General features: G+C 75.5%; 21 protein-coding genes. 17 read left to right on the forward strand and 4 right to left on the reverse strand.

The features are described 5' to 3' along the window. Nucleotides 1-33: 33 nt before the first annotated feature. The 5 genes from AMPC_RS00955 to AMPC_RS00975 are packed head-to-tail and all read left to right on the forward strand — an operon-like array spanning nt 34 to nt 8100. Complete coding sequence (locus tag AMPC_RS00955; RefSeq protein ID WP_248343681.1) at nt 34-1404, forward strand: tetratricopeptide repeat-containing glycosyltransferase; 1371 nt, start codon at nt 34-36, stop codon at nt 1402-1404. Then, on the forward strand, nt 1401-2795 hold the full coding sequence (locus tag AMPC_RS00960) for a glycosyltransferase (protein WP_248343682.1): 1395 nt from the start codon (nt 1401-1403) through the stop codon (nt 2793-2795). The genes AMPC_RS00955 and AMPC_RS00960 overlap by 4 nt, the downstream gene beginning before the upstream one ends. Then, nucleotides 2792-5059: a glycosyltransferase gene (locus tag AMPC_RS00965; RefSeq protein ID WP_248343683.1), complete on the forward strand. Its 2268-nt coding sequence runs from the start codon at nt 2792-2794 to the stop codon at nt 5057-5059. Before AMPC_RS00960 ends, AMPC_RS00965 begins: the two co-directional genes overlap by 4 nt. A gap of 48 nt (nt 5060-5107) precedes the next feature. Further along, on the forward strand, nt 5108-6763 hold the full coding sequence (locus AMPC_RS00970; protein ID WP_248343684.1) for a glycerol-3-phosphate dehydrogenase/oxidase: 1656 nt from the start codon (nt 5108-5110) through the stop codon (nt 6761-6763). Next, entirely contained in the window at nt 6760-8100 is a 1341-nt protein-coding gene (locus tag AMPC_RS00975) for an FAD-binding protein (RefSeq protein WP_248343685.1), read from the forward strand. Before AMPC_RS00970 ends, AMPC_RS00975 begins: the two co-directional genes overlap by 4 nt. Here the strand turns inward: AMPC_RS00975 and AMPC_RS00980 are convergent. Together AMPC_RS00980 and AMPC_RS00985 are read right to left on the reverse strand one after the other, a co-directional pair. Continuing rightward, on the reverse strand, nt 8031-8831 hold the full coding sequence (locus AMPC_RS00980; RefSeq protein ID WP_248343686.1) for a glycosyltransferase family 2 protein: 801 nt from the start codon (nt 8829-8831) through the stop codon (nt 8031-8033). The two genes, AMPC_RS00975 and AMPC_RS00980, sit on opposite strands and share 70 nt — an antisense overlap. 6 nt (nt 8832-8837) lie before the next feature. After that, the gene (locus AMPC_RS00985; protein ID WP_248343687.1) at nt 8838-10997 is read right to left on the reverse strand and encodes a glycosyltransferase; all 2160 of its coding nucleotides are present in this window, start codon (nt 10995-10997) and stop codon (nt 8838-8840) included. Between the two features lie 327 nt (nt 10998-11324). On the opposite strand from AMPC_RS00985, the gene AMPC_RS00990 reads away from it, so the two are divergent. The 4 genes from AMPC_RS00990 to AMPC_RS01005 are packed head-to-tail and all read left to right on the forward strand — an operon-like array spanning nt 11325 to nt 15474. Next, nucleotides 11325-12887, forward strand: a complete 1563-nt coding sequence (locus AMPC_RS00990) for a glycosyltransferase (RefSeq protein ID WP_248343688.1) — start codon at nt 11325-11327, stop codon at nt 12885-12887. Next, nucleotides 12884-13873 carry a GDP-mannose 4,6-dehydratase gene (locus tag AMPC_RS00995; RefSeq protein ID WP_248343689.1) on the forward strand — a complete coding sequence of 330 codons (990 nt, stop codon included), beginning with the start codon at nt 12884-12886 and terminating at the stop codon, nt 13871-13873. The genes AMPC_RS00990 and AMPC_RS00995 overlap by 4 nt, the downstream gene beginning before the upstream one ends. Before the next feature lie 4 nt (nt 13874-13877). Then, nucleotides 13878-14591 (forward strand): sugar phosphate nucleotidyltransferase, encoded by a 714-nt coding sequence (locus AMPC_RS01000; RefSeq protein ID WP_248343690.1) that lies wholly within the window; start codon nt 13878-13880, stop codon nt 14589-14591. Beyond that, a complete protein-coding gene (locus tag AMPC_RS01005; protein ID WP_248343691.1) occupies nt 14584-15474 on the forward strand; it encodes an NAD-dependent epimerase/dehydratase family protein in 891 nt (296 codons plus the stop codon). The genes AMPC_RS01000 and AMPC_RS01005 overlap by 8 nt, the downstream gene beginning before the upstream one ends. Before the next feature lie 9 nt (nt 15475-15483). Here AMPC_RS01005 and AMPC_RS01010 read toward each other — a convergent pair whose 3' ends face one another. Further along, a complete protein-coding gene (locus AMPC_RS01010; protein WP_248343692.1) occupies nt 15484-16563 on the reverse strand; it encodes a glycosyltransferase in 1080 nt (359 codons plus the stop codon). Nucleotides 16564-16588: 25 nt separating this feature from the next. Continuing rightward, nucleotides 16589-17629 carry a glycosyltransferase family 2 protein gene (locus tag AMPC_RS01015; protein WP_248343693.1) on the reverse strand — a complete coding sequence of 347 codons (1041 nt, stop codon included), beginning with the start codon at nt 17627-17629 and terminating at the stop codon, nt 16589-16591. A 263-nt stretch (nt 17630-17892) separates the two neighbouring features. Between AMPC_RS01015 and AMPC_RS01020 the strand changes: the two genes are divergently transcribed. The 8 genes from AMPC_RS01020 (at nt 17893) to AMPC_RS01055 (ending at nt 25096) form a co-directional block, all read left to right on the forward strand. Continuing rightward, nucleotides 17893-19179: an aminotransferase class I/II-fold pyridoxal phosphate-dependent enzyme gene (locus AMPC_RS01020; RefSeq protein ID WP_248343694.1), complete on the forward strand. Its 1287-nt coding sequence runs from the start codon at nt 17893-17895 to the stop codon at nt 19177-19179. Between the two features lie 163 nt (nt 19180-19342). After that, nucleotides 19343-19543: a hypothetical protein gene (locus AMPC_RS01025; RefSeq protein ID WP_248343695.1), complete on the forward strand. Its 201-nt coding sequence runs from the start codon at nt 19343-19345 to the stop codon at nt 19541-19543. After that, on the forward strand, nt 19533-20279 hold the full coding sequence (locus AMPC_RS01030) for an SDR family NAD(P)-dependent oxidoreductase (protein ID WP_248343696.1): 747 nt from the start codon (nt 19533-19535) through the stop codon (nt 20277-20279). The genes AMPC_RS01025 and AMPC_RS01030 overlap by 11 nt, the downstream gene beginning before the upstream one ends. Nucleotides 20280-20284: 5 nt before the next feature. Beyond that, nucleotides 20285-21697, forward strand: coding sequence for an AMP-binding protein (locus AMPC_RS01035; protein WP_248343697.1), 1413 nt, complete (start codon nt 20285-20287; stop codon nt 21695-21697). Continuing rightward, nucleotides 21694-22773, forward strand: a complete 1080-nt coding sequence (locus AMPC_RS01040) for a LuxE/PaaK family acyltransferase (protein ID WP_248343698.1) — start codon at nt 21694-21696, stop codon at nt 22771-22773. The genes AMPC_RS01035 and AMPC_RS01040 overlap by 4 nt, the downstream gene beginning before the upstream one ends. 3 nt (nt 22774-22776) lie before the next feature. Continuing rightward, a complete protein-coding gene (locus AMPC_RS01045; protein WP_248343699.1) occupies nt 22777-24045 on the forward strand; it encodes an acyl-CoA reductase in 1269 nt (422 codons plus the stop codon). Nucleotides 24046-24054: 9 nt separating this feature from the next. Then, complete coding sequence (locus AMPC_RS01050; RefSeq protein ID WP_248343700.1) at nt 24055-24699, forward strand: acetyltransferase; 645 nt, start codon at nt 24055-24057, stop codon at nt 24697-24699. Continuing rightward, the gene (locus AMPC_RS01055) at nt 24689-25096 is read left to right on the forward strand and encodes a holo-ACP synthase (protein ID WP_248343701.1); all 408 of its coding nucleotides are present in this window, start codon (nt 24689-24691) and stop codon (nt 25094-25096) included. Before AMPC_RS01050 ends, AMPC_RS01055 begins: the two co-directional genes overlap by 11 nt. The last annotated feature ends 63 nt before the right edge of the window (nt 25097-25159 follow it).

Here is a 25159-nt window from a genome sequence, read left to right on the forward strand (position 1 = left end):
CGGCGCTGGCCTGGGGCTTGCTTCACCCCGGGCGTGCCGCTCCTCACCCTCTGCGTCATCGCCCGCGACGAGGAGGCGATGCTCGAAGGCTGCCTCGCCTCGGCGCGGGACGCGGTCGACGAGGTCGTCCTCGTCGACACCGGCAGCCGCGACCGCACCGCCGCGCTCGCCCGCGCCGCCGGCGCCCGGGTCCTCGAGCAGCCCTGGGCCGACGACTTCTCCGCCCCCCGGAACCTCGCCCTGGCCGAGGCGCGCGGCGACTGGGTGCTGCAGCTCGACGCCGACGAGCGGCTGGCGCCCGGCTCGGGCGAGGCGCTGCGCCAGGCCCTGCGCGGCGGCGGCTTCGAGCGCGGGCTCCTGCGGCTCCACAACGCCTCGCGGCTCGACGCGGCGCCCGCCGAGGTCCTGTCCGGCCGCGCCCGCCTGGGCGAGCCGCAGTGGCTGCTGCGCGCCTTCCGGCGGCTCCCGGGCGTGCGCTACGAGAGCCCCATCCACGAGTCGCCCCTGCCGTCGCTCGTCCGGGCGGGGGCGCGCCCCCGCTTCCTCGACGCCGAGATCGTGCACCTCGGCGCCGTGCCCGGCCTCCGCGACGCCCGCGCGAAGTCGGCGCGGAACGCGGCGCTGCTCCGGCGCCGGCTCGAGGACGCGCCCGGCGACGTGCGGCTCTGGGGCTACCTCGCGCTCGAGCTCGCCGGCGCGGGCGATCGGGCCGGGGCGGCGGAGGCCGCCGAGCGCGGCTGGCAGGTCCTCGCCGCGCTGCCGCCCGGGATCTCGGCGCACCAGCTCTGCGCCGCCCGGGCCACGCTCGCCTACAACGACGGCGACCTCGACCGGGCGCTCCAGACGGTGGACCGGCTGGTCGCGCGCGAGGGCGACTCGCCCGACGCCATGTTCCTGCGGGGCAGCACGCTGCTCCGGCTCGCCTTCCGCGAGCCGCCCGGCGCCGTTCGGCAGGCCGTCCTCGAGCAGGCGGCGCGGGCCCTCCAGGCGACGCTCGCGACCGCGGGCGCGCCGCACGAGCGCCGGACGCTCGGCGGCGCGTCGGGGCACGCGGCGAACGGCCAGCTCGGCCTCGTCCTCCTGGCGCGGCGCGACTGGGCCGGCGCCCGCGACGCGCTCCTCGCCGCCCTCGGCGATCGCCCCGGCGACCGCGAGGCGGCGCTCGGCCTCGCCGAGGCCCGCGCCGAGCTCGGGGAGGCGGCGCAGGCGCTGCGCGAGCTCGAGCCGCTGCTCGACGCCTCGCCCGACGGCTGGGCGGTGGCGGCCCGCGCGGCCCAGGTCCTCGGCGCGCTGGACGACGCGCGGGCCCTCCTCGCCGAGGCGGCGCGCCGGCAGTCGGCCGGCTTCTCCGCGCCGCACCGGCGCGAGCGCGCCCAGGCGCTCGCCGGCGAGGTGTCCCGGTGAGCCCGGCGACCGCGCCCCGCGTCTCGCTCTGTCTCATCGCCAGGGACGAGGAGCGCTTCCTCCCGGGCTGCCTCGCCTCGGCGCGGGCGGCGGTGGACGAGGTGATCGTCGTGGACACGGGGAGCCGGGACGGCACGGTGGCGCTCGCCCGGGCGGCGGGGGCCCGCGTCCTCGAGGCCCCCTGGACCGGCGACTTCTCGGCGCCCCGCAACCTGGGGCTCGCCGCCGCGACCGGCGACTGGGTGCTGCAGCTCGACGCCGACGAGCGGCTCGCCGGCGGCGCCGCCGCGGCGCTGCGGCGCGCCGTCGCCGAGCCGGGCGGCGCCGCCGCCTTCCTGGTCCGGCTCCACGACGCCGCGCGGCTCGACGCGCCGGAGGCGGAGGTGCTCTCCGGCGCCGCCCGGCTGCGCGACGTCGCGCTCCTGCCGCGCCTCTTCCGGCGGCTGCCGGGCCTGGCCTGGCGCGGCGCGGTCCACGAGCGGATCGACGAGGCCCTCGCCGAGGCGGGGGCCCGGTTCGCGCTCTCGGACGTGGACCTCGTCCACCTCGGCGCGGTGCCGGAGCTCCGGGAGGCGCTCGGCAAGCGGGCGCGGAACACCGCCATCCTCCGCCGGGCCTGCGACGACGGCTCGGGCGACGTGACGCCCTTCGGCTACCTCTGCCTCGAGCTGCGCGCGGAGGGGCGCGGGGAGGAGGCCTGGCAGGTGGCGGCCCGCGGCTGGGCCCTCGTCCCCGGCCAGCCCCGGACCCGGTCGCTCCACAACTTCCTCGTCGCGCGGGCCATGCTGGCGCTCGATCGCGGCGAGCCGTCCCTGGCCCTCGAGAGCGTGGCGGCCCTGGAGGCCCGCTCCGCCCTGGGCGCCGACGCCCTGCTGCTGCGCGGGGTGGCCTCGCTGCAGCTCGCCCTGTCCGCCCCGGCGGCCGGCCGCGCGGCCCCCCTCGCCGCCGCGGTCGCGGCCCTGCGCGCCGCGCGGGCGCGCCACGACCTCGTCGACCCGCACCAGGTGATCGGCGGGTCGAGCGGCGACACCGCCGCCGCCCAGCTCGGGCTGGCGCTGCTCCTCTCCGGCCGCTCCGAGGAGGCGGCCGGCGCCTTCGAGGACGCGCTGCGGCTGCGGCCCGGGCTCCCGGAGGCCGCGCTCGGGCTGGCCGAGTGCCGCCTGGAGCGGGGCGACCCGGCCGGCGCGCTCGCGTCGCTCTCGCCCCTCCTCGGCGCCCGGCCCGACGGCTGGGCGCTGGCGGCCCGCGCCGCGCACGCGCTCGGCGCCGCCGCCGACGCCCGCAGCCTGCTCGCCGAGGCCCACCGGCGGGCCGGGGCCGGCTTCCTCTCGCCGCACCGGCTCGAGGCGGCGCGCGCGCTCTGGGCCGCGCTGGAAGGAGCCTCGCCGTGAGCCGACGCCTCTCGCTCTGCCTCATCGTCCGGGACGAGGAGCGGCTCCTGCCCGGCTGCCTCGCCTCGGTGGCCGGCCTCGCCGACGAGGTCGTGGTCGTGGACACCGGCAGCGCCGACCGGACCGCCGAGCTCGCCCGGGAGGCCGGCGCGAAGGTGATCCTGCGCCCCTGGGACGACGACTTCTCGGCGGCGCGCAACGCCGCGCTCGCCGCCGCCACCGGCGACTGGGTGCTACAGCTCGACGCCGACGAGCGGCTGGCGCCCGGCGCCGCGCCGCGGCTGCGCGCGGCCGTGGAGGCCGACCGGTCGGCGGCGCTCCTCCTGCCGCTCCACGACGCGAGCCGGCTCGACGCCCCGCCGGAGGAGGTGCTCTCCGGCCGCGCCCGGCTCGGCGAGCCGGCGCTCCTCCTCCGGGCCTTCCGGCGCCTCCCCGGGATCGCCTACCGGGGCCCCATCCACGAGAGCGTCGGCGACTGGCTCGGCGCCCGCGGCCACCGGGCCGCCGTGGTGGACGCGCCCATCGTGCACTACGGCGCCGTGCCCGGCCTGCGCGCCGAGCGCGCCAAGCGGGACCGGAACCTGGACCTCCTGCGCCGCTGGTGCGACGCGGCGGACGGAGAGGTGACGCCGTTCGGCTATCTCGCGGTGGAGCTGCTCCAGACCGGCGATCCCGACGCCGCCTGGGCGGTGGCCGAGCGCGGCTGGGCGCTCCTCGACGCGCAGCCGCCGGGCCGGGTGGTGCACCGGCTGGCGGTGGCGCGGGCCGCCGCGGCGCTGCAGCGGGGCGCGCCGGGCGCGGCGCTCGACACCCTCGACCGGCTCGCCGCGCGGGACGGCGACAGCTCCGACGGGCTCCTGCTCCGGGCCGACGCGCACCTCGCGCTCGCGCGCGCCGCGCCGCCCGGGAGCGGCGAGCGCCGGGACCGGGCCCGCGCCGCCGCCGAGGCCTGCTCCGGCGCGCTCGCGCAGGAGGGGCGCCCCGACCCCTCGCGCTTCCTCCCCGGCTCGGCCTCGCACGCCGCCGCGGCGCGGCTCGGCGCCGCGCTGCTCCTCCTCGGACGCCCGGCCGACGCGCGGGCGGCCTTCGAGGCCGCGCTGGCGCGCGCGCCCGGCCTGCCGGAGCCGCTCCTGGGGCGCGCCGAGGCGCTCCTCGACGAGGGTCGCCCCGCCGAGGCGCTCGCCGCCCTGGAGACGCTGCTCGACGCGCGACCGGACGGCTGGCTGCTCGCCGCGGCGGCGGCGGCGGCGCTCGGGGCGGCCTCCGACGCACGGGCGCTGTTCGCCGAGGCGGGGCGCCGCTGGGGCGCGGGGATCGCCGCCGAGCGGCGGGAGCGGGGCGAGGCCCTCGCGGCGGCGCTGGGACACCCCCTCCCTGGCTCGCCCCCGCGCGGAGGGGGAGGGGATGGCCCCGTCGCTGCGCCGGGAGCGGCTCCGTCCCGCTTCGCCGTGACCGTGGTCTCCCCGCCCGGCTACCCGCACAGCCAGGCGTTCCGGGAGATCGCCGAGACCCTGCACTACGGGCTCCTCGCGCTCGGCCACGACTGCGTGCTCACCGACCGCGCCGACCTCCCCGGCCGCCGCCACGTCCTGCTCGGCTCGAACCTCCTGCCGAGCCACCCCATCCCGCTCGCGCCCGACACCGTGCTCTACAACCTCGAGCAGGTGGACCGCGCGAGCACCTGGCTCTCGCCGGCGCTCCTCGACCTGTTCCGGCGGCACACCGTCTGGGACTACAGCGAGAAGAACGCCGACGAGCTCGCGCGGATGGGGCTGCCGCGGCCGCGGGTGGTCCCGGTGGGCTTCGCCCCGGCGCTGGTCCGCATCCCCGCCCGCGAGGAGGACATCGACGTGCTCTTCTACGGCTCGGTGAACGAGCGGCGGAAGCGCGTGCTCGACGCCCTCGCGGCGGCGGGCGCCCGGGTGCAGGCGCTCTTCGGCGTCTACGGACCGGAGCGCGACGCCTTCATCGCCCGCTCGAAGCTGGTGGTGAACCCCCACTACTTCGAGGCCAAGGTCTTCGAGGTGGTGCGCGTCTCCTACCTGCTCGCGAACGGGCGGTGCGTGGTGTCGGAGCGCGGCGCCGACCCGGTGGAGGAGCGCGCCTTCGAGGACGCGGTGGCGTTCGCCCCCTACGAGGCGCTGGTGGCCACCTGCCTGCGGCTCCTCGGCGACCCCGCCGAGCGGGCCCACCGCGCCGAGGCGGGCCGGCGACTCATGGAGGCCCGCCCGGAGTCGGAGTACCTGCGCGCCGCGCTCGGCTGATCCCGAACGGGTCCGGCCTGCCGACCGGACGGGCGCTATCTCTCCGGGGTGCCCGGCACCCCCGAGCGCTACGACGTGGTGGTCCTGGGCGGCGGCGCCAACGGCGCCGGCACGGCCCGCGACCTCGCCATGCGCGGCCTCTCGGTGCTGCTCCTCGAGAAGCGCGACTTCGGGGTCGGCGCGAGCGGCAACAGCTCGGGGATGATCCACGGCGGCATCCGCTACATGCTCTCCGACCGGCACGTGACCGAGCTCGCCTGCCGCGACTCGGGCTACATCCAGCGGATCGCGCCGCACCTGCTGTTCCGGATCCCCTTCCTCATGCCGCTCGCCGCGCGGGCCGAGGAGGCGACGCTGGTGGAGCGCGCCACCTGGTACGCCACCGAGGTCTACGTCGGGACCTACGACAAGTACCAGCCGCTCAAGCGCGGCAAGCCGTCGGTGCGGCTCTCGGCGGAGGAGACCTACGCGCTCGAGCCCTCGCTGCGCCCCGGGCTCGCCGGCGCGGTCACGCTCGACGAGTGGGGGATCGACGCCTTCCGGCTCTGCGCGCTCAACGCCCTCTCGGCGCGGCGCCACGGCGCGGTCGTCCGCACCTGGACGGCGGCCCGCGAGGTGCTGCGCGAGGGCGGCCGGGCGATGGGCGTCACCTGGCAGGACGCCCTCACCGGCGAGCGGGGCGAGGCGCGCGCGGCCGCGATCTACAACGCCACCGGCGCCTGGAGCCCCGCCTTCGCCCGCCGCCACGCCGGCGCCCGCGTCCCGATGCGGCCGGGCAAGGGGGTGCACCTCTCGCTCGACCGGCGCTTCTCCAACTACGGCGTCATCTGCAGCGCCGTGGACGGCCGGCAGATGTTCCTCATGCCGCACGAGACCGAGTCGATCATCGGCACCACCGACGACGACTACTACGGCGATCCCGACGACCTCGAGGCTACCAACGACGAGGTGGAGTACCTGCTCGAGGGGGTGGAGTCGCTCGTCCCCGGCGTGCGCCGCGCCCGCGTGACCCGGGCCTGGTGCGGGCTGCGCACCACCATCCACGCCTACGGTCCCACCGAGGACGCGCTCTCGCGCGAGCACGCCTTCCACGATCACGCCGCCGAGGGCGCGGCCGGGCTCCTCTCCATCTCCGGCGGGAAGCTCGCGAGCTACCGCGCCCAGTCGCAGGAGGCGGCGGACCGGCTGGTGGCGCTGGTGGGGAGGCCGGCGCGCCCGTGCCGCACGCACGAGGAGCCGCTCCCGGGCGGCGACGAGGTCCCGGACCCGGCGCGGCTCGCGGAGGAGTACGGGGTCGCGCCCGCCGCCGCGGCCCGCCTCGTCTACCGGCAGGGGAGCCGCGCGCGCGAGGTGCTGGCCCTCGTGCGCGACGACCCGCGGCTCGGGCTGGTGCTCTGCCGAGACGAGGCGATCCTGGCCGCCGAGGTGGTCCACTGCGTGCGCGAGGAGCAGGTGCGGCGGCTCCAGGACCTGCGGCGCCGCTGCCGCCTCGCCGTGGGCGGCTGCGCCGGGAGCGACTGCGCCCGGGTGGCGGCCCAGCTCGCCGGGCGCGAGCTCGGGTGGAGCGCCGACCAGGTCCGGGCCGAGCTCGCCGACCTGCTCGAGGCCGGCTGGCGCGAGCGGCGACCGGTGCTCGACGCCCACCAGCTCGTGCAGGAGGAGCTCCTGCGCGGCGTGCAGGCGGGGCTCGGGGTGGTCCGGTGAGCCCGGGCGAGCCCGCGCCACCGCTCGACGTCCTGGTGCTCGGCGGGGGGCTGGCGGGGGCGGTGGCCGCGCTGGCCGCGCGCGAGCGCGGGGCGCGGGTGGCCCTGGTGCGGCGCAGCCCCGGCGCGAGCGCCCTCTCCTCGGGCGCGGTGGGGGTGGCCTGGGACGCCGACGCCCTCCCGGGCGATCCGCTCCGCGCCCGCCGCGGCTGGCTCGAGTCGGCGCGGCGGCTGGGGGCGCGCCGGCCGGAGCACCCCTACGCCGTGGTCGGGGAGGGGCTCCGCGAGCTCCCGGCGGCGCTGGCGTTCGCGGCGAGCGAGCTCGAGGCGCTCCTCGCGCCGCCGCTCGAGCGGAACCGCTTCCTCGCCACCGCCCACGGCGCCGCGCTGGGCGCCGCGCTCTGCCAGCGCTCGATGGCCGCGGGCGACCTGCTCGAGGTGCGCGGCCGGCTCGCCGTGGCCGGCTTCCGCGGCCACCTCGGCTGGGACGCCCGGCTCGTCGCCGGCGGGCTCGCGCGCTACGCGCCGCTCGGCGGGCCCGAGCCGGTCGCGGTGGAGCTCGACCTGTTCGCCGGGCCGGGGGAGGGGCTCCTGCGCCCGCACGAGCTGGCGCGGGCGCTCGAGCCGCCCGGGGCCGCGGAGGAGGCCGGCCGCCGGCTGCGCGAGGCGCTCCCCGCCGGCGCGGCCGCCGCGCTCCTCCCGCCGGTGCTCGGGCTGCGGCTCGAGGCGCGCGTGCCCGAGCGGCTCTCGGCGGCGGCGGGCCTGCCGGTGGCCGAGCTCCTGGGCGACGTCCCGAGCGTCCCCGGGCTCCGGCTGCAGGACGCGATGGAGCGGCGGCTGCGGCAGGCCGGGGTCGAGCTGGTGGAGGGGCCGGTGGAGCGCGCCGAGGCGCCGGGGCTCGCGCTCCTCGCCGGCGGGCGCGAGCTCGTCGCGGGGGCCTGGGTGCTCGCGACCGGCCGCTACACCGGCGGCGGCGTGGCCCGGCGCGGCCGCCTGCTCGAGCCGGTGCTGGGGCTCCCGGTGCACGCCGGCGGCGAGGATCCGGCCGGGCCGCGGCTCCACGCCCGCCCCCCCGCGGCGCTCACGCGCGCCGGCTGCTTCGAGCCGCAGCCGCTCCTCGCGGCCGGGCTGCGGGTGGATCCGGAGCTGCGGCCGCTCGGCGAGGACGGGCGGCCGTTCCACCCGCGCCTCTTCGCGGCCGGCGGCGTGCTCGGGGGGCACGAGCCGGCGCAGGACGGGACCGGGCTCGGGGTGGCGATCCTGACGGGCTACGTCGCGGGGCGGGGCGCTGCCTTCACCAGCCTGCGATGCGCCGGCAGCGGGTTCGCCTCGAGGTAGCGGCGCGCCTCGTCCACGGCGGCCTGCGGGAAGAAGCGCGGGTGGTTCAGGATCACCCGGCAGTAGAGCGGGACGTGGTTCCGCATCGCTCCGGAGACCATGCTCGACTGCTTCACGCGGTAGAAGAAGAGCGGCTCGGGGACGTGCACCGCCTTCATGCCGCGCTCGATGCAGCCGACCCAGAAGTCGTAGTCCTCGTACCCGAACACCATGTTCGGGTTGTAGCCGCCGAGGGTCTCCCAGACCTCTCGCCGGAAGAGCGAGGTGCAGACCGCCACGTTGCGGCGGCGCAGCGTGTCCTCGTCCCAGGGGCCCATCTTCCAGATGCCGCTCTCGGCGCCGAAGCGGACCACGTCCACGAACGCGACCGAGCAGTCGGGGTTGGCCTCCAGCGCGCCGACCGTCTTCTCGAGGAAGGTGGCGTCGATGGCGTCGTCGGCGTCGAGCGGCAGGACGTAGCGGCCGCGGGCCATCCGGATGCCGGCGTTTCGCGCCTCGGCCAGCCCGGCGTTCTCCTGCCGGAGGAGGGAGATGCGGCACGCCGGGAAGCGGGCCGCGAGGGAGCGCGCCACCGCGGCGCTCTCGTCCGGGCTGCCGTCGTCCACCACGATCACCTCGTGGTCGGCGAACGTCTGGCCGAGGACGCTCATCACCGCGAGCTCGAGGTACTGTGCCTGCTGGTAGCAGGGGATGACGACCGAGACCGCCGGGGCGCGAGCCGTGTCCGCCATGACGGCCTAGCTCCCCGCCACCAGCACGCGCTCGCCGCGGGCCTTGAGGGCCAGGTCGAGCGCGACCGGGCTCACGTCGAGGAAGACCTCGGGGGAGCTGCGGGCGATGTCGGCGAGGACGTCGGAGCGGCCGGCCGCGCAGAGCCCCAGCTCCGGGATCTGGACCGCGATGGCGGCGTACTCGGCCTGCTGCTCGAGCAGCGCCGTCAGCTCGTCGAGGAACCCGGGCGGCGGGCTCACCCGGGCAGGCAACAGCACCGCCCACGCCCGCGAGCACTCGAGCATGCCGGAGCGGACCGCGCCGGCGAGCCCCGCCTCCGACCGGGCCGGCACGACGCGCAGCCGCTCCGGACGCTCGGTGGCGAGCAGATCGGCGAACTGGCGGGTGCCGTCCTCGGACGCGGCGTCGGCCAGGATGAGCTCGTCGTCGGGGGCGAGCTCGGCCCAGGTCTCCTCCACGCAGCGGGCCACCGTGGTGAGCGAGTTCGCGGTCGGGATGATCACCGACAGCGGTGGCCTGCCCGGGCGCGCGGGGCGCGAGGGGGCGCCGCGCACGCCGTCCACGTCGGCGAGGGGCGCGCGTCCGAGCCAACGGCGGTTCAGGAGCGAGAGGTTGCGGGTTCCGGGGTCGGCCGCCTGGGCGGCGTGGCGGATCACGGCGCTCTCGCCCGAGATGAGCACCACCTTGCCGGCAGCGCGGGCGCGCAGGCAGAGGTCCACGTCCTCGCAGCCGTCCCAGAACTGGTCGTCGAAGCCACCCAGCGAGCGGAAGAGGTCGGCGCGCACCAGCATGGCCTCGTCCGACACCGCCGGGACCTCCAGCACGGCGCCGCCCCGGTCGCCGAGCGCCACCGGGGTGAGCGGGAAGGGCTTGGCGTAGGCGAGCGCGCAGCCGTTGAAGACCACCGCCCCATCCTGCGCGAGCAGCACGGCGCCCGCCACGCCCACCGTCTCGTTCCCATCGAGGAGCGAGACCAGCGGGGAGAGCCAGCCGACCCGCGGCTCGACCCCGCCCTGCAGGAAGGCGAGGTGGCGGCCCGTCGCGACCGAGGAGCCCAGGTTGAAGGCGCGGGCGCGTCCCTGGGCCGCCTCGCAGCGGACCACCCGGACGTTCTCGAGCCTCGGCAGGGCGAGGCGGCTCGCGTCGGTGCTGCCGTTGTCCACCACGATGATCTCGACGCCGACGCCGCCGTGGTCCTCGAGCAGCGCCATGAGCGTCCGGAAGGTCTGTTCCCAGGGCCCGTTCGCGGCCACGACGAGGGAGACGGCGGGGGGCGGGGCGGCGCGGTGCACAGGGTTCACGGAGGCCTCGGGGGAGGGCGGGGCGGGGGTGGTGGGGGTGGGACGGGAGCCTTCGGCCGGGCCGGGCTCCTCGAGGAGCGCCCGGGCGCGCCGGGCGGTGGCGGGGTCGCCGCCGCTGGCGGCCTCGCGCTCCAGCGCCGCGGCGCCGGCGGCGAGCCGGGCGCGGGCGGCGGCCAGCTCCTCGGGGTCGTAGAGCGCCGGGTGGTTCAGCATCAGCCGGGAGCAGAGGAGCGCGTGGTGCTTCATGGCGGTGGTGACGGCGCTCTCCGCCTTCACCCGATAGCGGAGCACCGGCTCGGGGATCCGCCGGGCGCGGGCCCCGGCCTCGGCGCAGGCGAGCCAGAAGTCCCAGTCCTCGTAGCCGAGCGACATGTTGCGCTGGTAGCCGCCGGCGCGGGCCCAGAGCTCCCTGCGGTAGAGCGAGCAGTAGGGAAGCTGGTTGCCGCGCGAGAGGGCGCCCAGCTCGAAGGTGCCGGCGCGCAGGAGCCCCTCGCGCCCGCCGAACTGGAGGACGTCCCCGTAGGCGATGGCGCACTCCGGGCTCTCTTCGAGCGCGGTGACCAGCCTGGCGAGGACGTCCGGGAGGAGCTCGTCGTCGGCGTCGAGGAAGAGGAGCAGCTCGCCCCGCGCGGCGCGGGCGCCGGCGTCGAGCGCACCCGAGAGCCCGCGGTTCTCCTGCGAGACGAGCCGGATGGCGCGGCCGGGGTGGGCGCTCGCGAGCGCCGCGGCGACCTCGCGGGTGTCGTCCGGGCTGCCGTCGTCCACGATCACGATCTCGTGGTCCCGGAAGGACTGGCGGAGCACGCTCTCGACCGCGCCGCCCAGGTACTCGGCCTGCCGGTAGCAGCGGATGGCGACCGTCACCTTCGGCGGCCCGGGGGCGCGCTCCGGGGCGCTGGCGATGGGATGGGGGGACAGAGAGCTCTCCTGGCGTGGTCGATGGTCCGTGGCCCGCAGGCGGTGCAGCGTGCGTGCCACCCCGAAGGGCCGCCGTTCCAGGGCTTGCGCGCGCCGCGGCGGCCTTCCGGCGCGCCAACGCGTTGACGATGGCGGCCGCGCCTGCGCCAGAAGCCTGTCAATCGCAGGCCGACTGGCACGGGAAGCGGCCCGGGCCGCGCCGCGCCGGGGTGGCATGTGCGGTGCACTCTCTGAAGCGCCCGCCCGAGCGCGGGCCAGGGGAGCAGCGCCCGCATGCACTTCGCCTTCGTCTGCCACGAGTATCCGCCGGTCGTCGGCGCCGGGTTCGGCCCGGCGGTCCAGGCGCTGGCCCAGGCGCTCGTCGGCGCCGGCCATCGCGCCAGCGTGGTCGGCTTCGCAGGGGCCGACGCCCTCGCCTCGGATCGCGGGGTGGCGGTCTACCGGTTCCGGCCGCCCGGCACGGGGGAGGGGCAGGGAGACTTCGCCCGCCGCGTGCTGCGCAACCTCCTGCTCCAGGTCCACGCGCTCGATCCGGTCGAGGCCGTGGCCTGGCCGGGCTGCGAGGAGTGGTTCCTGGAGCCGATCCCGGGCGTCCGCGACGTGCTCGTCCCCCGCGCGAGCCGTCCCAGCGCCTTCGAGGTGGTGGAGACGGTCGCCGCCCGGCTGCTGGGAGCGGAGCCTCCGCCCCCGCAGCGGGCCCGCGGGCGCGCCGGGCTCAACGTCGCCCTCGCCATGCCCTACCTCGTGACGGGCGGCTCCGATCACCTGATGCAGCAGGTCTTCGCCGACCGCGCGCGCCGCGACGCCGGCCTGCTGGTCTTCTCGACCCAGGGCGCGCCGGAGGCGATGGGGACCTCGGCCCCGGGCTACGCCCGCATCACCCCCGACGTCTTCGAGCTCGCCAGGATTCTGCCCGCGGCCTCCCACCCCGACGCCATCCTGGAGCTGCTCCGGAGCCGCCGGACCGACGTGCTGATGGTGGTCGGCTCTCGGCGCACCTACGAGCTGCTCCCCCGGATCAAGGCGGAGCTCCCGCAGATGAAGGTCGTGGACCACCTCTACAACCCGGTCGGCCACCTCGTGAGCAACCGGCAGTTCGCGCGCTACATCGACTTCCACATCGCCGCCAACGAGGAGGTGCGGCGCGCGCTCCTGCAGGGCGGCGAGCGGGCCGAGCGGATCCAGGTGGTCCACCACGGCATCGACACCGCCGGCCACGACCCGGACGCGATCCCGCGGCGCGACGACCTGCCGGGGCTCGCCACCCGGCCCGGGGAGCAGGTGGTCCTGTTCGCGGGGCGCCTCTCCGAGGAGAAGGGCTGCCTGCGCTTCCTCGAGATCGCGCACCGGCTGCGGGGCCGCGGCGGGGTCCGCTTCGCCATGACCGGCGACGGCCCGCTGCGGCAAGCGGTCGAGGCGCGCGCGGCCGAGCTCGGCCTCGGCGCGACCGTGGCGCGGCTCGGCTTCGTGGACGACCCCCGCCCCTACCTCCGCCGCGCCGACGTGGTGGTGATCCCCTCCGACGTCGACGGGCTCCCGCTCGTCTGCCTGGAGGCGCTCGCCCTCGGGACGCCGGTGGTCGCCTCGGCGATCGGCGCGCTGCCGGAGGTGATCGCGCCGGGCGTGAACGGGGCGGTGGTCGCCCCCGCCGACGTGGACGGCTTCGCGCGGGCCATCGACGCGATCCTCTCGGCCGCGCCCGACCCCGAGCGGGCGCGGCGCTGCCGCGCCGACGTGGTGGCCCGCTTCGGGATCGAGGCGGTCCGCGAGCGGTACTGGGCTATATTTCACGGGCTCGCCGGCGCGCGAGCCGGAGCGACCGAGGTGCTGACTTGAGAGTCCAGGGAGCGAAGGTCCTCGTCACCGGGGCGGGCGGCTTCATCGGGAGCCATCTCGTCGAGCTGCTGGTGCGGCGGGGGGCGAAGGTGCGCGCGATGGTGCACTACGACGCGCGCGCCGATCAGTCGAACCTCGAGCTGGTCTCCCCAGAGGTGCGGGGGGCCTTCGAGGTGGTCTCGGGCAACGTGGAGGACCCGTACTTCGTCGCCTCGGCGGTGAAGGGGCAGGAGGCGGTGTTCCACCTGGCGGCGCTGATCGCCATCCCGTACTCGTACCTGGCGCCGGCGAGCTTCGTGGCGACCAACGTGCAGGGCACGCTCAACGTCCTCGAGGCGTGCCGCACGCAGGGGGTGTCCCGGCTGGTGCACACCTCCACCTCGGAGACCTACGGCACCGCGCTCTACACCCCGATCGACGAGCAGCACCCGCTGCAGGGCCAGTCGCCGTACTCGGCGAGCAAGATCGGCGCGGACAAGCTGGCGGAGAGCTACCACCTGTCCTTCGGGCTGCCGGTGGCGACCGTGCGGCCCTTCAACACCTACGGGCCGCGCCAGTCGGCGCGGGCGGTGATCCCGACCATCATCGCGCAGGCCCTGGCGTCTCCGGCGATCCGGCTCGGCTCGCTGACGCCGGTGAGGGACCTCAACTACGTGCTCGACACCGTGGCCGGCTTCGTCGCGGTGGCCGAGAGCGACGCGGCGGTGGGGCAGGTGGTGAACGTCGGGAGCGGCTCGGCGGTGACCATCGGCGAGCTGGCGGCGCTGATCCTGCGCATCATGGGGATCGAGAAGGAGATCGTGGTCGACCAGGCGCGGGTGCGCCCCGAGAAGAGCGAGGTCATGGCGCTGCTCGCCGACCGGCGCAAGGCGGAGGCGCTGACCGGCTGGACGCCACGCTACACCCTGGAACAGGGACTGCGGGAGACGGTGGAGTTCGTCCGCGCGCACCTCGATCGCTTCAAGCCCGACGTCTACAACCGGTGACCTCATGCAGGCAGTGATCCTGGCAGGCGGCAAGGGGACGCGGCTCCGCCCCTACACCACCACCTTCCCGAAGCCGCTCATGCCGCTCGACGATCTGCCCATCGTGGAGATCGTGCTCCGGCAGCTGGCGCACCACGGCTTCACCGACGTGATCATCACCACCGGCCACCTGGCCGAGCTGATCCGGCTCTTCTGCGGGGACGGCAGCCGGTGGGGGCTGCACATCGAGTACTCGCTCGAGAACGAGCCGCTCGGGACGGCCGGGCCGCTGGCCCTGCTGGCCGACCGGCTGGAGGATCACTTCCTGGTGATGAACGGCGACCTCCTCACCACCATGAGCTACCGGCGGGTCTACGACGCCCACGTCGCCTCCGGGGCGACCGCGTCGATCGGGGTCTACCGCCGCGAGGTGAAGATCGACTTCGGCGTGATCGAGGAGGACGAGCCGGGGCGGCTGGCCCGCTACGTCGAGAAGCCGACGTTCCACTTCGACGTGAGCATGGGCATCAACGTGCTGAGCCGGAGCGCCCTGCGCTTCGTCGAGCCGGGCAAGCGGCTCGACATGCCGGACCTCATGGCGCGGATCGTGGCGGCCGGGGAGCGGGTGAGCTGCTACCGGGAGCCCTGCTACTGGCTCGACATCGGGCGGGTGGACGACTTCCAGGTGGCGTCGGAGGAGTTCCAGAAGCGCCGGGCCGAGTTCCTGCCTCATGCCTGAGACCGTGCTCCTCACCGGCGCGACCGGCTACCTGGGCGCGGCCCTGCGCTCCCGGGCGGTGGTCGAAGGCGCGCGCTGCCTCGCGGTGGGGCGGCGGCCGCGGGCCGAGGAGGGGTACCGGCAGCTCGACCTGGCGGCCGGTCCCGAGGCGGTGGCGGCGCTGCTCCGCGCCGAGCGGCCGCAGGTGATCTTCCACCTCGCCGGCGGCGCGGCGGGGGATCCGTTCGCGCTCAACCTGCCGCCGCTCCGGAACCTGCTCGCGGCGCTCCGGTCCATCCCCGGCTACCTGCCGCGGCTGGTGACGGCCGGGTCCGCGGCCGAGTACGGCGACCTGGGGCCGGACCCGATCGACGAGGGGGCGCGGGAGCGGCCGGTGACCGAGTACGGGGTGGCGAAGCTGGCCCAGGCCCGGCTCGTCGCGCTGGCGCGGCGGGGCGGGTTGCCGACGGTAGTGGGGCGGGTGTTCAACGCCATCGGCCCGGGGATGCCGCCCACGCTCGCGTCGGCACGCTTCGCGCGCGAGGTGCGGGCCGCCATCGCCTCGGGCGCGCGCCACGTCACCGTGGGGGATCTCTCGACGGTGCGCGACTACCTCGACGTCGAGGACGTGGCCGCGGCGCTCTGGGCCCTCGGGCACGGGGCGCTCTCCGACCCCATCGTCAACGTCTGCTCGGGGGAGGGCGTGCGGACGGGCGAGGTGCTGGCCGAGATCCAGCGCCAGCTCGGCGTGTCGCTCGAGGTGCGGACCGATCCCGGGCTCGTCCGGGGCCCGTTCGACGTCCCGGTCAGCGTCGGCAGGAACGACCGGCTGCGCGCCGCCCTGGGCGAGGCCCCGCGGTTCTCGCTCCCACGGGCGGTGGCGCGGCTGCTGGACGGAGGCTGACGCCCCGGCTCACCCGGCCGCGAGCTGCTCGCGGAAGATGGCCTCGTAGCGATCCAGCGTCAGCCGCTGGTCGAACTTGCTCTCGGCCATGGCGCGCGAGCACCGCTTGAGCTCGGCGAGCTCTCCGGGCGCGGCCGTCCAGCGGGCGAGCAGCTCCGCGAAGCGGCCGACCTCCTTGGGCGGGACGAGATAGCCGTTCCTTCCCTCCTCGATCAGCTCCGGGATCCCGCCCACCGGCGAGGCGATCACCGGGATCCCGCAGGCGTTTGCCTCCATCACGATCTGGGGGCGGCCGTCGCCGCTGGACGGGACCACCAGCACGTCGAGGCCGGCGAAGGCGTCGGCGAGCTCGGGCACGTAGCCGCGGTAGTCGATGGCCTGACGCGCGCCGCTCCGCTCGATGGTCCGCTGGACCTCGTCCGCGAGCGGGCCGCCCCCCACCATGCGGAAGGAGACCGACGGGTGGCTCGCGTGAAGCCGCTCGGCCAGCTCGACGAAGCCGAGGGGGTTCTTCTCGCCCGACATCCGGCCGACGTAGCCGATCGTGAGTCCCGCGCCGGTCCGGGGGCGGGTGTCCACGGCGAAGGCCTCCAGGTCGATGCCGCTCTCCGCCACCTTCACGTTCGGGTCGGCCTTGGACGAGCAGCGCTCGATGTAACGGCGCATGAACTGGCTCTCGACGATCACGCCGGTCATGCACCGCTCGTGCAGGAAGTGGTTCACCGTGTGCCCGAACTCGTTGTAGAGCACGTCGAAGATCGGCGTGCGCGGGAAGCGCTCGCGGAGGTAGGGCAGGTACGGGTAGAGGGGGATCGCGCCCACCTGCAGCACCAGGCCGACGTTCCGGTGCCGGATGGCGTGCCCGAGGTGGTCGCAGTAGTCCACGTTCTGCACGCCGGTGAGGTCCATCAGGGCGCGCGCGGCCGCGAAGTCGTTCGCCGGCTCCGGGGTCACCCTGTAGGCCAGGGCCTGCCAGGTGTGGGCGACGATGACCTCGATGCCGCGGGCTCGCATGGCGCGGAGGACCCGGAGGATGAGGGCCTCCTTGGCGAGGTAGGGCAGCAGGGCGAGGATGGTCCGGTGCGACATGGGGGATCTCCGGGGGAGCGTGACTTCAGCGCCCGAGGGCGCGCGCCCGCTGGTTGAACATCGAGAGGTCGAGCTCCAGCTCCTGCTCCGGGCTCCGGGCCTGGCGCGGCGCCGGGGCCGCGCGGAAGAGCGAGAGGAGCCGGCGGCCTGCGGTGCTGAGCAGCGGCTCGCCTTCGTCGGAGAGGACGAAGCGCTCGAAGTCGGCGTAGGAGGAGAGCGCCGGCGAGGTGAGGAACATCCCGAGCAGCCGGTAGCGCTGGATGGGGGGCATGAGCGCGAACTGGTCGTGCGTCGAGACCCAGTTGAGCATCAGCGAGAGCTGGGAGTGGAGGGCGCGGCGCTCGATGAGCGGCACCAGGTTCTTGAGCAGGAGGTAGGAGATCTCCCAGTAGGTCGCGCGCGGGTCGCCGTGGGTCGCCCCGAGCGCGTGCAGCCGGTAGAAGGTCAGGGGCTCGGGGATCATCCCGAACCGGCAGCCGCCGGCGAGCGCGCGCACCCAGAGCTCGTAGTCCGGGGCGCGGACCATCGACTCCTCGTTGAGCCCCACCTTCTCGTGCACCGAGCGGCGCAGGATGGTCGAGGAGTGGCACAGGCTGTTGCGCACGTTCCACGTGGCGACGTGGTTGAAGTCGAGCGACTGGTTGCCGGGCTGCTCGATCTCGGCCGCCTGCGGGTGGCGCTTGCCGTCCACGTCCACGACCGAGACGTAGCTGCCGACGATGTCGAGCGACGGGTCGCGTCGGAAGGCGGCCAGCTGCTTCTCGGTCTTGCGCGGGTCGATCCAGTCGTCCGCGTCCACCAGCGACAGGTACTCGCCGCGCGCCAGCGATACGGAGCGGTTGTAGCTGGCGGTCGCGCCCAGGTTCCGGTCGTTCACGTGGACGCGGATGCGCGGATCGTCGAACGAACGGATCACGTCGAGCGAGGCGTCCTGGGAGACGTCGTCCACGACCAGGAGCTCGAAGTCCTGGAACGTCTGGCCGAGGATGCTCCGGATCGTCTGGCCGATGTACTTCTCGTAGTTGTACGAGAGCACGATGAAGGAGACGAGCGGGGCAGTGGACACGGGAGGTCTCCTGTCGTTCATGACGGCGGGACGGAATGCAACTACCCTGCCGCCGCGCCAGCGCCCGAGAACAGGCGCAAATCGCCGCCGTCCCGGGCGCCCGGACGCTGACGGCGCGTCAGATGCGTGACGTTCGCCTCCTCGGCGATCGCCAGGAAGTCGCGCCAGGGGCGGGCGCTTCGGCGAGAAGACCCGTCCGGCATCGCTCGTGCATCGCGGGTCCGTGCCGCCAAGTCACTGGCGCCGGAACGGAGAAGAGGCACGTGAGCCAGACCCAGCGCCGCGCCAAGCAGGACGTCAGCGAGCTCGCGATCTTCGGAGGGAAGCCCAGCTTCGAGCGCCCCCTCCACGTCGGACAGCCGAACATCGGAGATCGGGACCGCCTGCACGGGCTCCTCGACGAGATCCTCGACCGGCGCTGGCTCACCAACCACGGGCCGCTCGTGACGGAGCTCGAGTCGAAGCTCGCCAGGCTCATGGGGGTGCGCCACTGCATCGCGGTCTGCAACGGCACGGTGGCCCTGGAGATCGCCATCCGCGCCCTGGGCCTGAAGGGCGAGGTGATCGTTCCGAGCTTCACCTTCGCCGCGACCGCGCACGCGCTGCAGTGGCAGGAGATCACGCCCATCTTCTGCGACGTGGATCCGAGGACGCACACGCTGGACCCGGAGCGCGTCGAGCGCATGGTGTCCTCGAGGACCACCGGGATCCTCGGCGTCCACCTCTGGGGGCGAGCCTGCGACGTGGAGGGGCTGAGCGAGGTGGCGCGTCGCCACCGGCTGGCCCTGCTGTTCGACGCGGCGCATGCCTTCGCGGTCTCCCGGCGCGGTCGGATGATCGGCAACTTCGGCGACTGCGAGGTGTTCAGCTTCCACGCGACCAAGGTGTTCAACACCTTCGAGGGCGGGGCGATCGCCACCAACGACGATCAGCTCGCTCGCCGCTTGCGCTGGATGCAGAACTTCGGCTTCTCCGGCTACGATCAGGTCGATCACATCGGCGTCAACGGCAAGATGTCCGAGATCTCGGCGGCCATGGGGCTCGTCGGGCTCGAGTCGCTCGACGAGTTCATCGGCTGCAACCGGCGCAACCACGCGCGCTACGCCGAGCTGCTGGCCGGGATCCCGGGGCTCCAGCTGCACGGCTACGACCCGGCGGAGCGGCAGAATCACCAGTACGTCGTGGTCGAGGTGGATCAGGACGCGGCCGGGATCGGCCGCGACGCGCTGGTCGAGCTCCTCCACGCCGAGAACGTCCTCGTCCGCCGGTACTTCTACCCCGGGGTGCATCGCATGGAGCCCTACCGCTCGCTCTACCCCAACGCAGGCCTGCTCCTGCCGGTCACGGAGCGGCTCGTGACCAGGACGATGATCCTCCCCACCGGCACCGGGCTCTCGGTCGAGGACGTGGACGGCGTCTGCGACCTCATCCGGCTGGCGGTCGGGCAGGGGGCCGAGATCCTGGCGCGGAAGGCGCGCGCGCAGGGCCCCAGGGGCACGGCGGCCGCCTCGGCCAGGCCTCCCCCCCGGCTGGCCGAGGCCGCGCGCTGATGGGTCCCCCCCCAACCCTTCGCCCGGCGGTGCCGGGCCCGACCAGCGACCTCCAGCTCCGCAACCCTCTCGCCCGCCCGATGGGCGGCTCCCAGGCGACCCCATGACCCACGCATCCGCAGGCTCTCTCGAAGTCCTCCGGGCCGTCTTTCGCGAGGCCCTGATGCTGCCCCCGTCGCGGTCGGTGGACGACCTCGCCTACCGGGTGGCCGCCGAGTGGGACTCGGTGGCCCACATGCAGCTCATCAACGGAATCGAGGCGGCGTTCGACCTGATGCTCGACACCGGCGAGGTGCTCGATCTCTCGAGCTTCCAGAAGGCGAGGGACATCCTGTCGGCTCGCGGGGTGAACCTTGCGCCTTGATGGCCAGATCGCGCTGGTCACCGGCTCGACGCGAGGCATCGGCTGGGCGACGGCCCGCTCCCTGGCGCGGGCCGGCGCGACCGTCGTCCTGTCGGGCCACAGCGATCCGGCCCTGCTGGCGCGCCGGGCGGAGGAGCTCTCCGCCGAGTCCGGCCGCCCCGTCCAGGGCATCCCCTGCGACGTCTCGAGCACCGCGGCGGTGCGCGCGCTCTTCCAGGAGATCTTCCGGACGCACCGACGCCTCGACGTCCTCGTGAACAACGCGGGCGTCATGGAGGACGCCCTGCTCGGCATGATCGAGGACGCGCTCGTGGAGCGCGTGCTGGGCGTGAACGTGCGCGGCGCCATCAACGTCCTCCAGGGCGCGGCGCGGCTCATGGCGCGGACGAGGAGCGGCTGCATCGTGAACGTCAGCTCGATCGTCGGCGTGCGCGGCAACGTCGGCCAGGCCGTCTACTCCGCCTCCAAGGCCGCCATCGTGGGGCTCACGCTGTCGGCCTCGAAGGAGCTCGCGCCGCAGGGCATCCGCGTGAACGCGATCGCCCCCGGGTTCATCGACACCGACATGACCCGCGCCCTTCCGCCCGAGAAGTTCCGCGACCTCGCGGCGCGGATCGGCATGGGTCGGGTGGGTACGCCGGAGGACGTCGCCGGCGCCGTCCTGTTCCTCTGCTCGGAGCTGGCCGCCTACGTGACCGGGCAGGTGCTGGGGGTGGACGGGGGGATGCAGGTCTAACCGCCATGTTCCTCGCTCCCGCCCGCCATGCCGACTCGGCCCTCGCCCTGCTGGATCCCGTCGCCCGGATCGCGCTGACGCACGGGGAGCTCCGGGAGCGCGCGGACGAGGGGGCGAGGGCGCTCGCCCTGGTCCCGCGCGGGCTCGCCGTGCTGCTGTGCCGGAACGACGTGCCCACCGTCGTCGCGTGGCTCGCGCTCGTGGAGGCGGGGTGGCCGGTGCTGCTCCTCGACGCCGACGCCGATCCCGCGGTGACGGCGCCGCTGCTCGCCCGGTATGTCCCCGAGGTCGTGATCGGACCCGCCGAGAGCCTGCCGGCGGCCGCGCCCTGGCGGCGGATCGCCTTCCCGGGCGCTCCAGCGGTCCGGCGCGACGGGCCCCCGGGCCCGCCGCCGCATCCCGAGCTGACCCTGCTCCTCTCGACCTCCGGCAGCACCGGCAGCCCGAAGCTCGCGCGCCTGACCCGCGCCGCGGTGGAGGCCAACGCCCGGTCGATCACGGAGGCGCTGGGGATCGCCGACCACGAGCGCGCCGCGGGCAGCCTCCCGCTCCACTACTCGTACGGACTGTCGGTGTTGAACAGCCACCTGGTCGCCGGCGCCTGCGTGGTGCTCTCCCGCGACTCGGTGGTGACCGAGCGCTTCTGGGCGACGCTGCGCGAGGGCGAGTGCACCTCGTTCGCGGGCGTGCCGTACACCTACCAGATGCTCGACCGGCTCGCGCTCGACGCGCTCCTGCCCCGGACCCTCCTCACGATGACGCAGGCCGGCGGCAAGCTGGCCGAGCCGTTCCTGAGGCGCGCCGCCGAGCGCATGGAGGCGCGCGGCGGCCGCTTCTTCGTCATGTACGGAGCGACCGAGGCGACGGCCCGCATGGCCTGCCTCCCCGCGGAGGCGCTCTGGCGGAAGATCGGTTCCGCCGGCCGGGCCATCCCCGGGGGACGGCTGACGGTCGAGGTGGAGGACGTGCGCTCCGAGGAGGCGGACCGGACGGGCGAGGTGGTCTACGAGGGGCCGAACGTGATGATGGGCTACGCGACCACCCGCGACGACCTCTGCCGGGGCGACGAGCTGGGAGGCGTGCTGAGGACCGGGGACCTGGGCCGCCTGGACTCCGATGGGTTCCTCTGGATCGCCGGGAGGTCCAAGCGGATCGCCAAGCTGTTCGGCCTGCGCGTGAACCTCGACGAGGTGGAGAACGTGCTGCGCGGCTACGCGCCCGCGGGGGTCATCGCGGGGGAAGACCGGCTGCTCGGGTTCGTGCAGGCCGGCGAGGAGCTCGATCTCGCCGGCCTCTCCGTCGAGCTCGCGCGCAGGCTGCGCGTGTACCCGCGCGCCGTCCTGCTGCGGCGCGTCGGGGCCCTGCCGCTCCTGGCCAACGGGAAGCTGGACTATCGCGCGCTGGAGGCGCTCCGGTGAGCATCGCCGACTTCTTCGAGGTGCCGCCCTTCGGCGTGGACCCGGTCACCCGGCGGGCGCGGCTGCTCGAGGAGCTCCTGCGGCTGCAGCTGCACCACGCCGCCGGCTGCGCGCCGTACGCGCGCTTGCTGGGCGCCCTCCACCCGGGAGCGTCGCCGGCCCGACTCGAGGAGGTCCCGTGGGTGCCGGTCGGGCTCTTCAAGTCCCACCGGCTGTCGAGCGTGCCCGAGAGCGCGGTCTTCAAGGTGATGCGGTCGAGCGGCACGACGGGGCAGGCGCCGAGCCAGGTCGTCCTCGACCGCGAGACGGCCGAGCTGCAGTCGCGCGCGCTGGCGCGCATCATCGGAGCCGTCGCGGGCCAGGGGCGCCTGCCCATGCTGATCGTCGAGCGCAGGGACCTGCTCCGCCGCCCCGAGGCGGGCACCGCGCGGGGCGCGGGCGTGCTCGGCTTCATGATGGCCGGCCGAAACCACTTCTTCTGCCTGGACGAGGGGTACCGGCTGGACGTGGACGGGCTCCGGGCGTGGCTCGCGAGGCACGGCGACGCGCCCTTCCTGGTGTTCGGCTTCACGTTCCTGGTCTGGCAGCACCTCGCCGAGGAGGCGCGGGGGCTCGGGCTCGACCTCTCGCGCGGCATCCTCTTCCACGGCGGAGGCTGGAAGAAGCTGCAGGCTCGGGCGGTCGGGGCGGCCGCGTTCCGCGACCAGCTGCGCGACGCCGTGCGCCTCGAGCGCGTCCACTCGTTCTACGGGATGATCGAGCAGGTCGGGAGCGTCTTCGTCGAGGGAGGCGACGGCTGGCTCCACGTGCCGTCGTTCGCCGAGGTGATCGTCCGCGACCCGCGCACGCTGGAGGCGCTGCCGCCGGGGCAGGTGGGGGTCATCGAGGTGCTCTCGGTCCTCCCGCGGAGCTATCCGGGGCACGCCATCCTGACCGAGGACCTCGGCGTGGTCCACGCGCTGGACGCGCCCGAAGCGGGCTTCCGCGGCACCGCGTTCAGCGTGCTGGGCCGGGTCCCCCGCGCGGAGCCGCGCGGTTGCAGCGACACCCTCCAGCCCCGGACCCCGGAGGCCTGAGCGATGATCGAGGTCGTCATCCCCGCGCTGGGCGCGAGACCCGCGGACGCCTTCGCCCGCAGCCTGGGCGGCGCGCGGTCGCTGGCCCCCTTCGATCCGCGCGCGATCGAGTTCGTCGCCGCCCTCTCGGCCGAGCTCTTCCGCGATCCGGCCTGTCGCGCCCACCCCGCCATCCAGGCGCTGGCCTTCGGTACGCGGCGCGCCGCCGTCACGCGGCTCGCGGCGGCCGTCGCGGCGACCCGGCAGCCCGACATCGTGCGGGTGCCGGTCGGCGTCGTGTTCCACGTCCCGCCCGCCAACGTGGACACCCTCTTCATCTACTCCTGGCTCTTCGCCTTCCTGGCCGGCAACCGGAGCGTGGTGCGGCTGCCCTCGCGCACCTCGCCGGTGCTCGAGGCCGTGCTGGCCGCCTTCGAGCGCGTCCGCGCCGCGTGGCCCGATCCCGAGGTCGCGGAAGCCTCGTGCTTCGTGCGCTACGGGCACGAGGAGGCGATCACGGCGGCCCTCACCCGAGCCTGCGACCTGCGGGTGATCTGGGGCGGCGACGCGACCATCGAGACCCTGCGACGGATCCCGGCACCGCCGGCGGGCCGGGACCTCTGCTTCCCCGATCGCTGGTCGCTCGCGGCCCTGCGCGCCGAGGCGGTGGCCGAGCTGCCGGAGCGGGCGCTCGAGGAGCTCGCCGCCCGGCTGTACGCCGACACCTACTGGTTCGGGCAGCAGGCGTGCTCCTCGCCGCGGCTCCTGGCGTGGGTCGGCGGGGCCGACGCGGCGCAGCGGGCCCAGCGCCGGCTGGTCGCGGCGCTCGCCGGGGAGCTCGAGCGCCGTGGCGAGGAGGTCGATCCTTCGACCGCGCTCGGCCGCGAGACGCTCGTCAACCGGCTCGCGGCGGACGGTCTCGTCGAGAGCAGGCTGCGGGCTGGCGCGGCGCTCTGGATCGTCGCGCTGGCGCCGGCGACGGGCGACGCGCCCGGAGACCCGCCGCTGCTCGTCAGGGAGCACACCGGCGGCGGGCTCTTCCTGTCCCTTCGGATCGACCGGCTGGCGCAGCTCGCTGCCCGCCTCGGCCGCCGCGACCAGACGCTGGCTCACTTCGGCTTCGAGGCCGAGGAGCTGGGGGAGCTCGTCCGGATCCTGAACGGGCGCGCGCTCGACCGGGTGGTCCCGATCGGCGAGGCGCTCCTGTTCGACCGCATCTGGGACGGCGTGGACCTGATCGAGGAGATGACCCGGCGCGTGCATCTCGTCACCACCCCAAGGCAGCTGCGCTGAGGAGCCACCATGGCGTCCACCTACATCCTCGGAGGAGGCGGCCTCGGGCGCGAGGCGCGCCTGTACCTGGACGACGCCCGGCTCGCGGGCGCGGACCTGCCGGGCTTCGGCGGCTTCCTCGAGGACTACGGCCCGAACGACGGCCGTCCGCCGGTGGCCGCGGGAGCGCGCCTCCTGGAGCGGATCCGCCCCGAGCCAGGCGATCGGTTCCTCGTTGCGGTGGGCGATCCCCTCCTACGAGCCCGGCTCGCGGCGCGGCTGAAGGCGCTCGAGCTCGCCGTCGCGACGCTGATCCACCCGAGGGCCTGGGTCGCCCCGGACGCCCTCCTGGGCGAAGGCTGCCTGGTCGCGCCCTTCGCCTTCGTGGGGCCCGGCGCGAGGCTCGGCGATCACGTGGCGCTCAACACGCACGCCTCGGTCGGGCACGACGGCTCGGTGGGCGACCACACGGTGCTGTCGCCCTATGCCGTGCTGAACGGTAACGCCGCGGTGGGCGATTCGAGCTTCCTCGGCACGGGCGCGGCGGTGGTGCCCCACCGGAGGGTAGGCCGGCGCGCCCAGGTGGCCGCGGGCGCCGTCGTCACGCGAGACGTGCCCGACTTCGCCCTGGCGAGCGGGAACCCTGCCGTGGCGCGGGTGCTGTATGCGCCGTGAGGCTGCCGCGCCGCCGGTCTCGATCGGGGTGGACGTCGAGGAGATCGCCCGGTTCCGCGCGCTCCTGCCGAAGCTGGCCGGCTCCCAGCGCCGGCTCTTCCACCCGGAGGAGCACGCGTACTGTCGGTCGCAGCCCGATCCGGCCGTTCACTACGCGGGCCGCTGGTGCGCGAAGGAGGCCGTGGTGAAGGCGCTCTCGGCGTGGCGCCTGCTCGTGCCCCGGCAGGTCTGCATCCTGCGGTCGAGCGACGGCCGCCCCCGCGTGCGGATCGACGCGGAGGGGGGGGCGGAGGCCGCTCGGCGCCTCGACGTGAGCATCAGCCACACCGCCTCGGTGGCGGTGGCGGTCGCCGCCGCTGCTCCGGCTCGATCGAGGCGGCGCGGAAAGCTGGCCTGACGCCCGCTCGCTCCCTGCATCGCCGGGCTGCGGTACGTTGGAGGGGGACCCCCCTCCACGCTA

This window comes from Anaeromyxobacter paludicola, from assembly GCF_023169965.1.
Taxonomy (GTDB): domain Bacteria; phylum Myxococcota; class Myxococcia; order Myxococcales; family Anaeromyxobacteraceae; genus Anaeromyxobacter_B; species Anaeromyxobacter_B paludicola.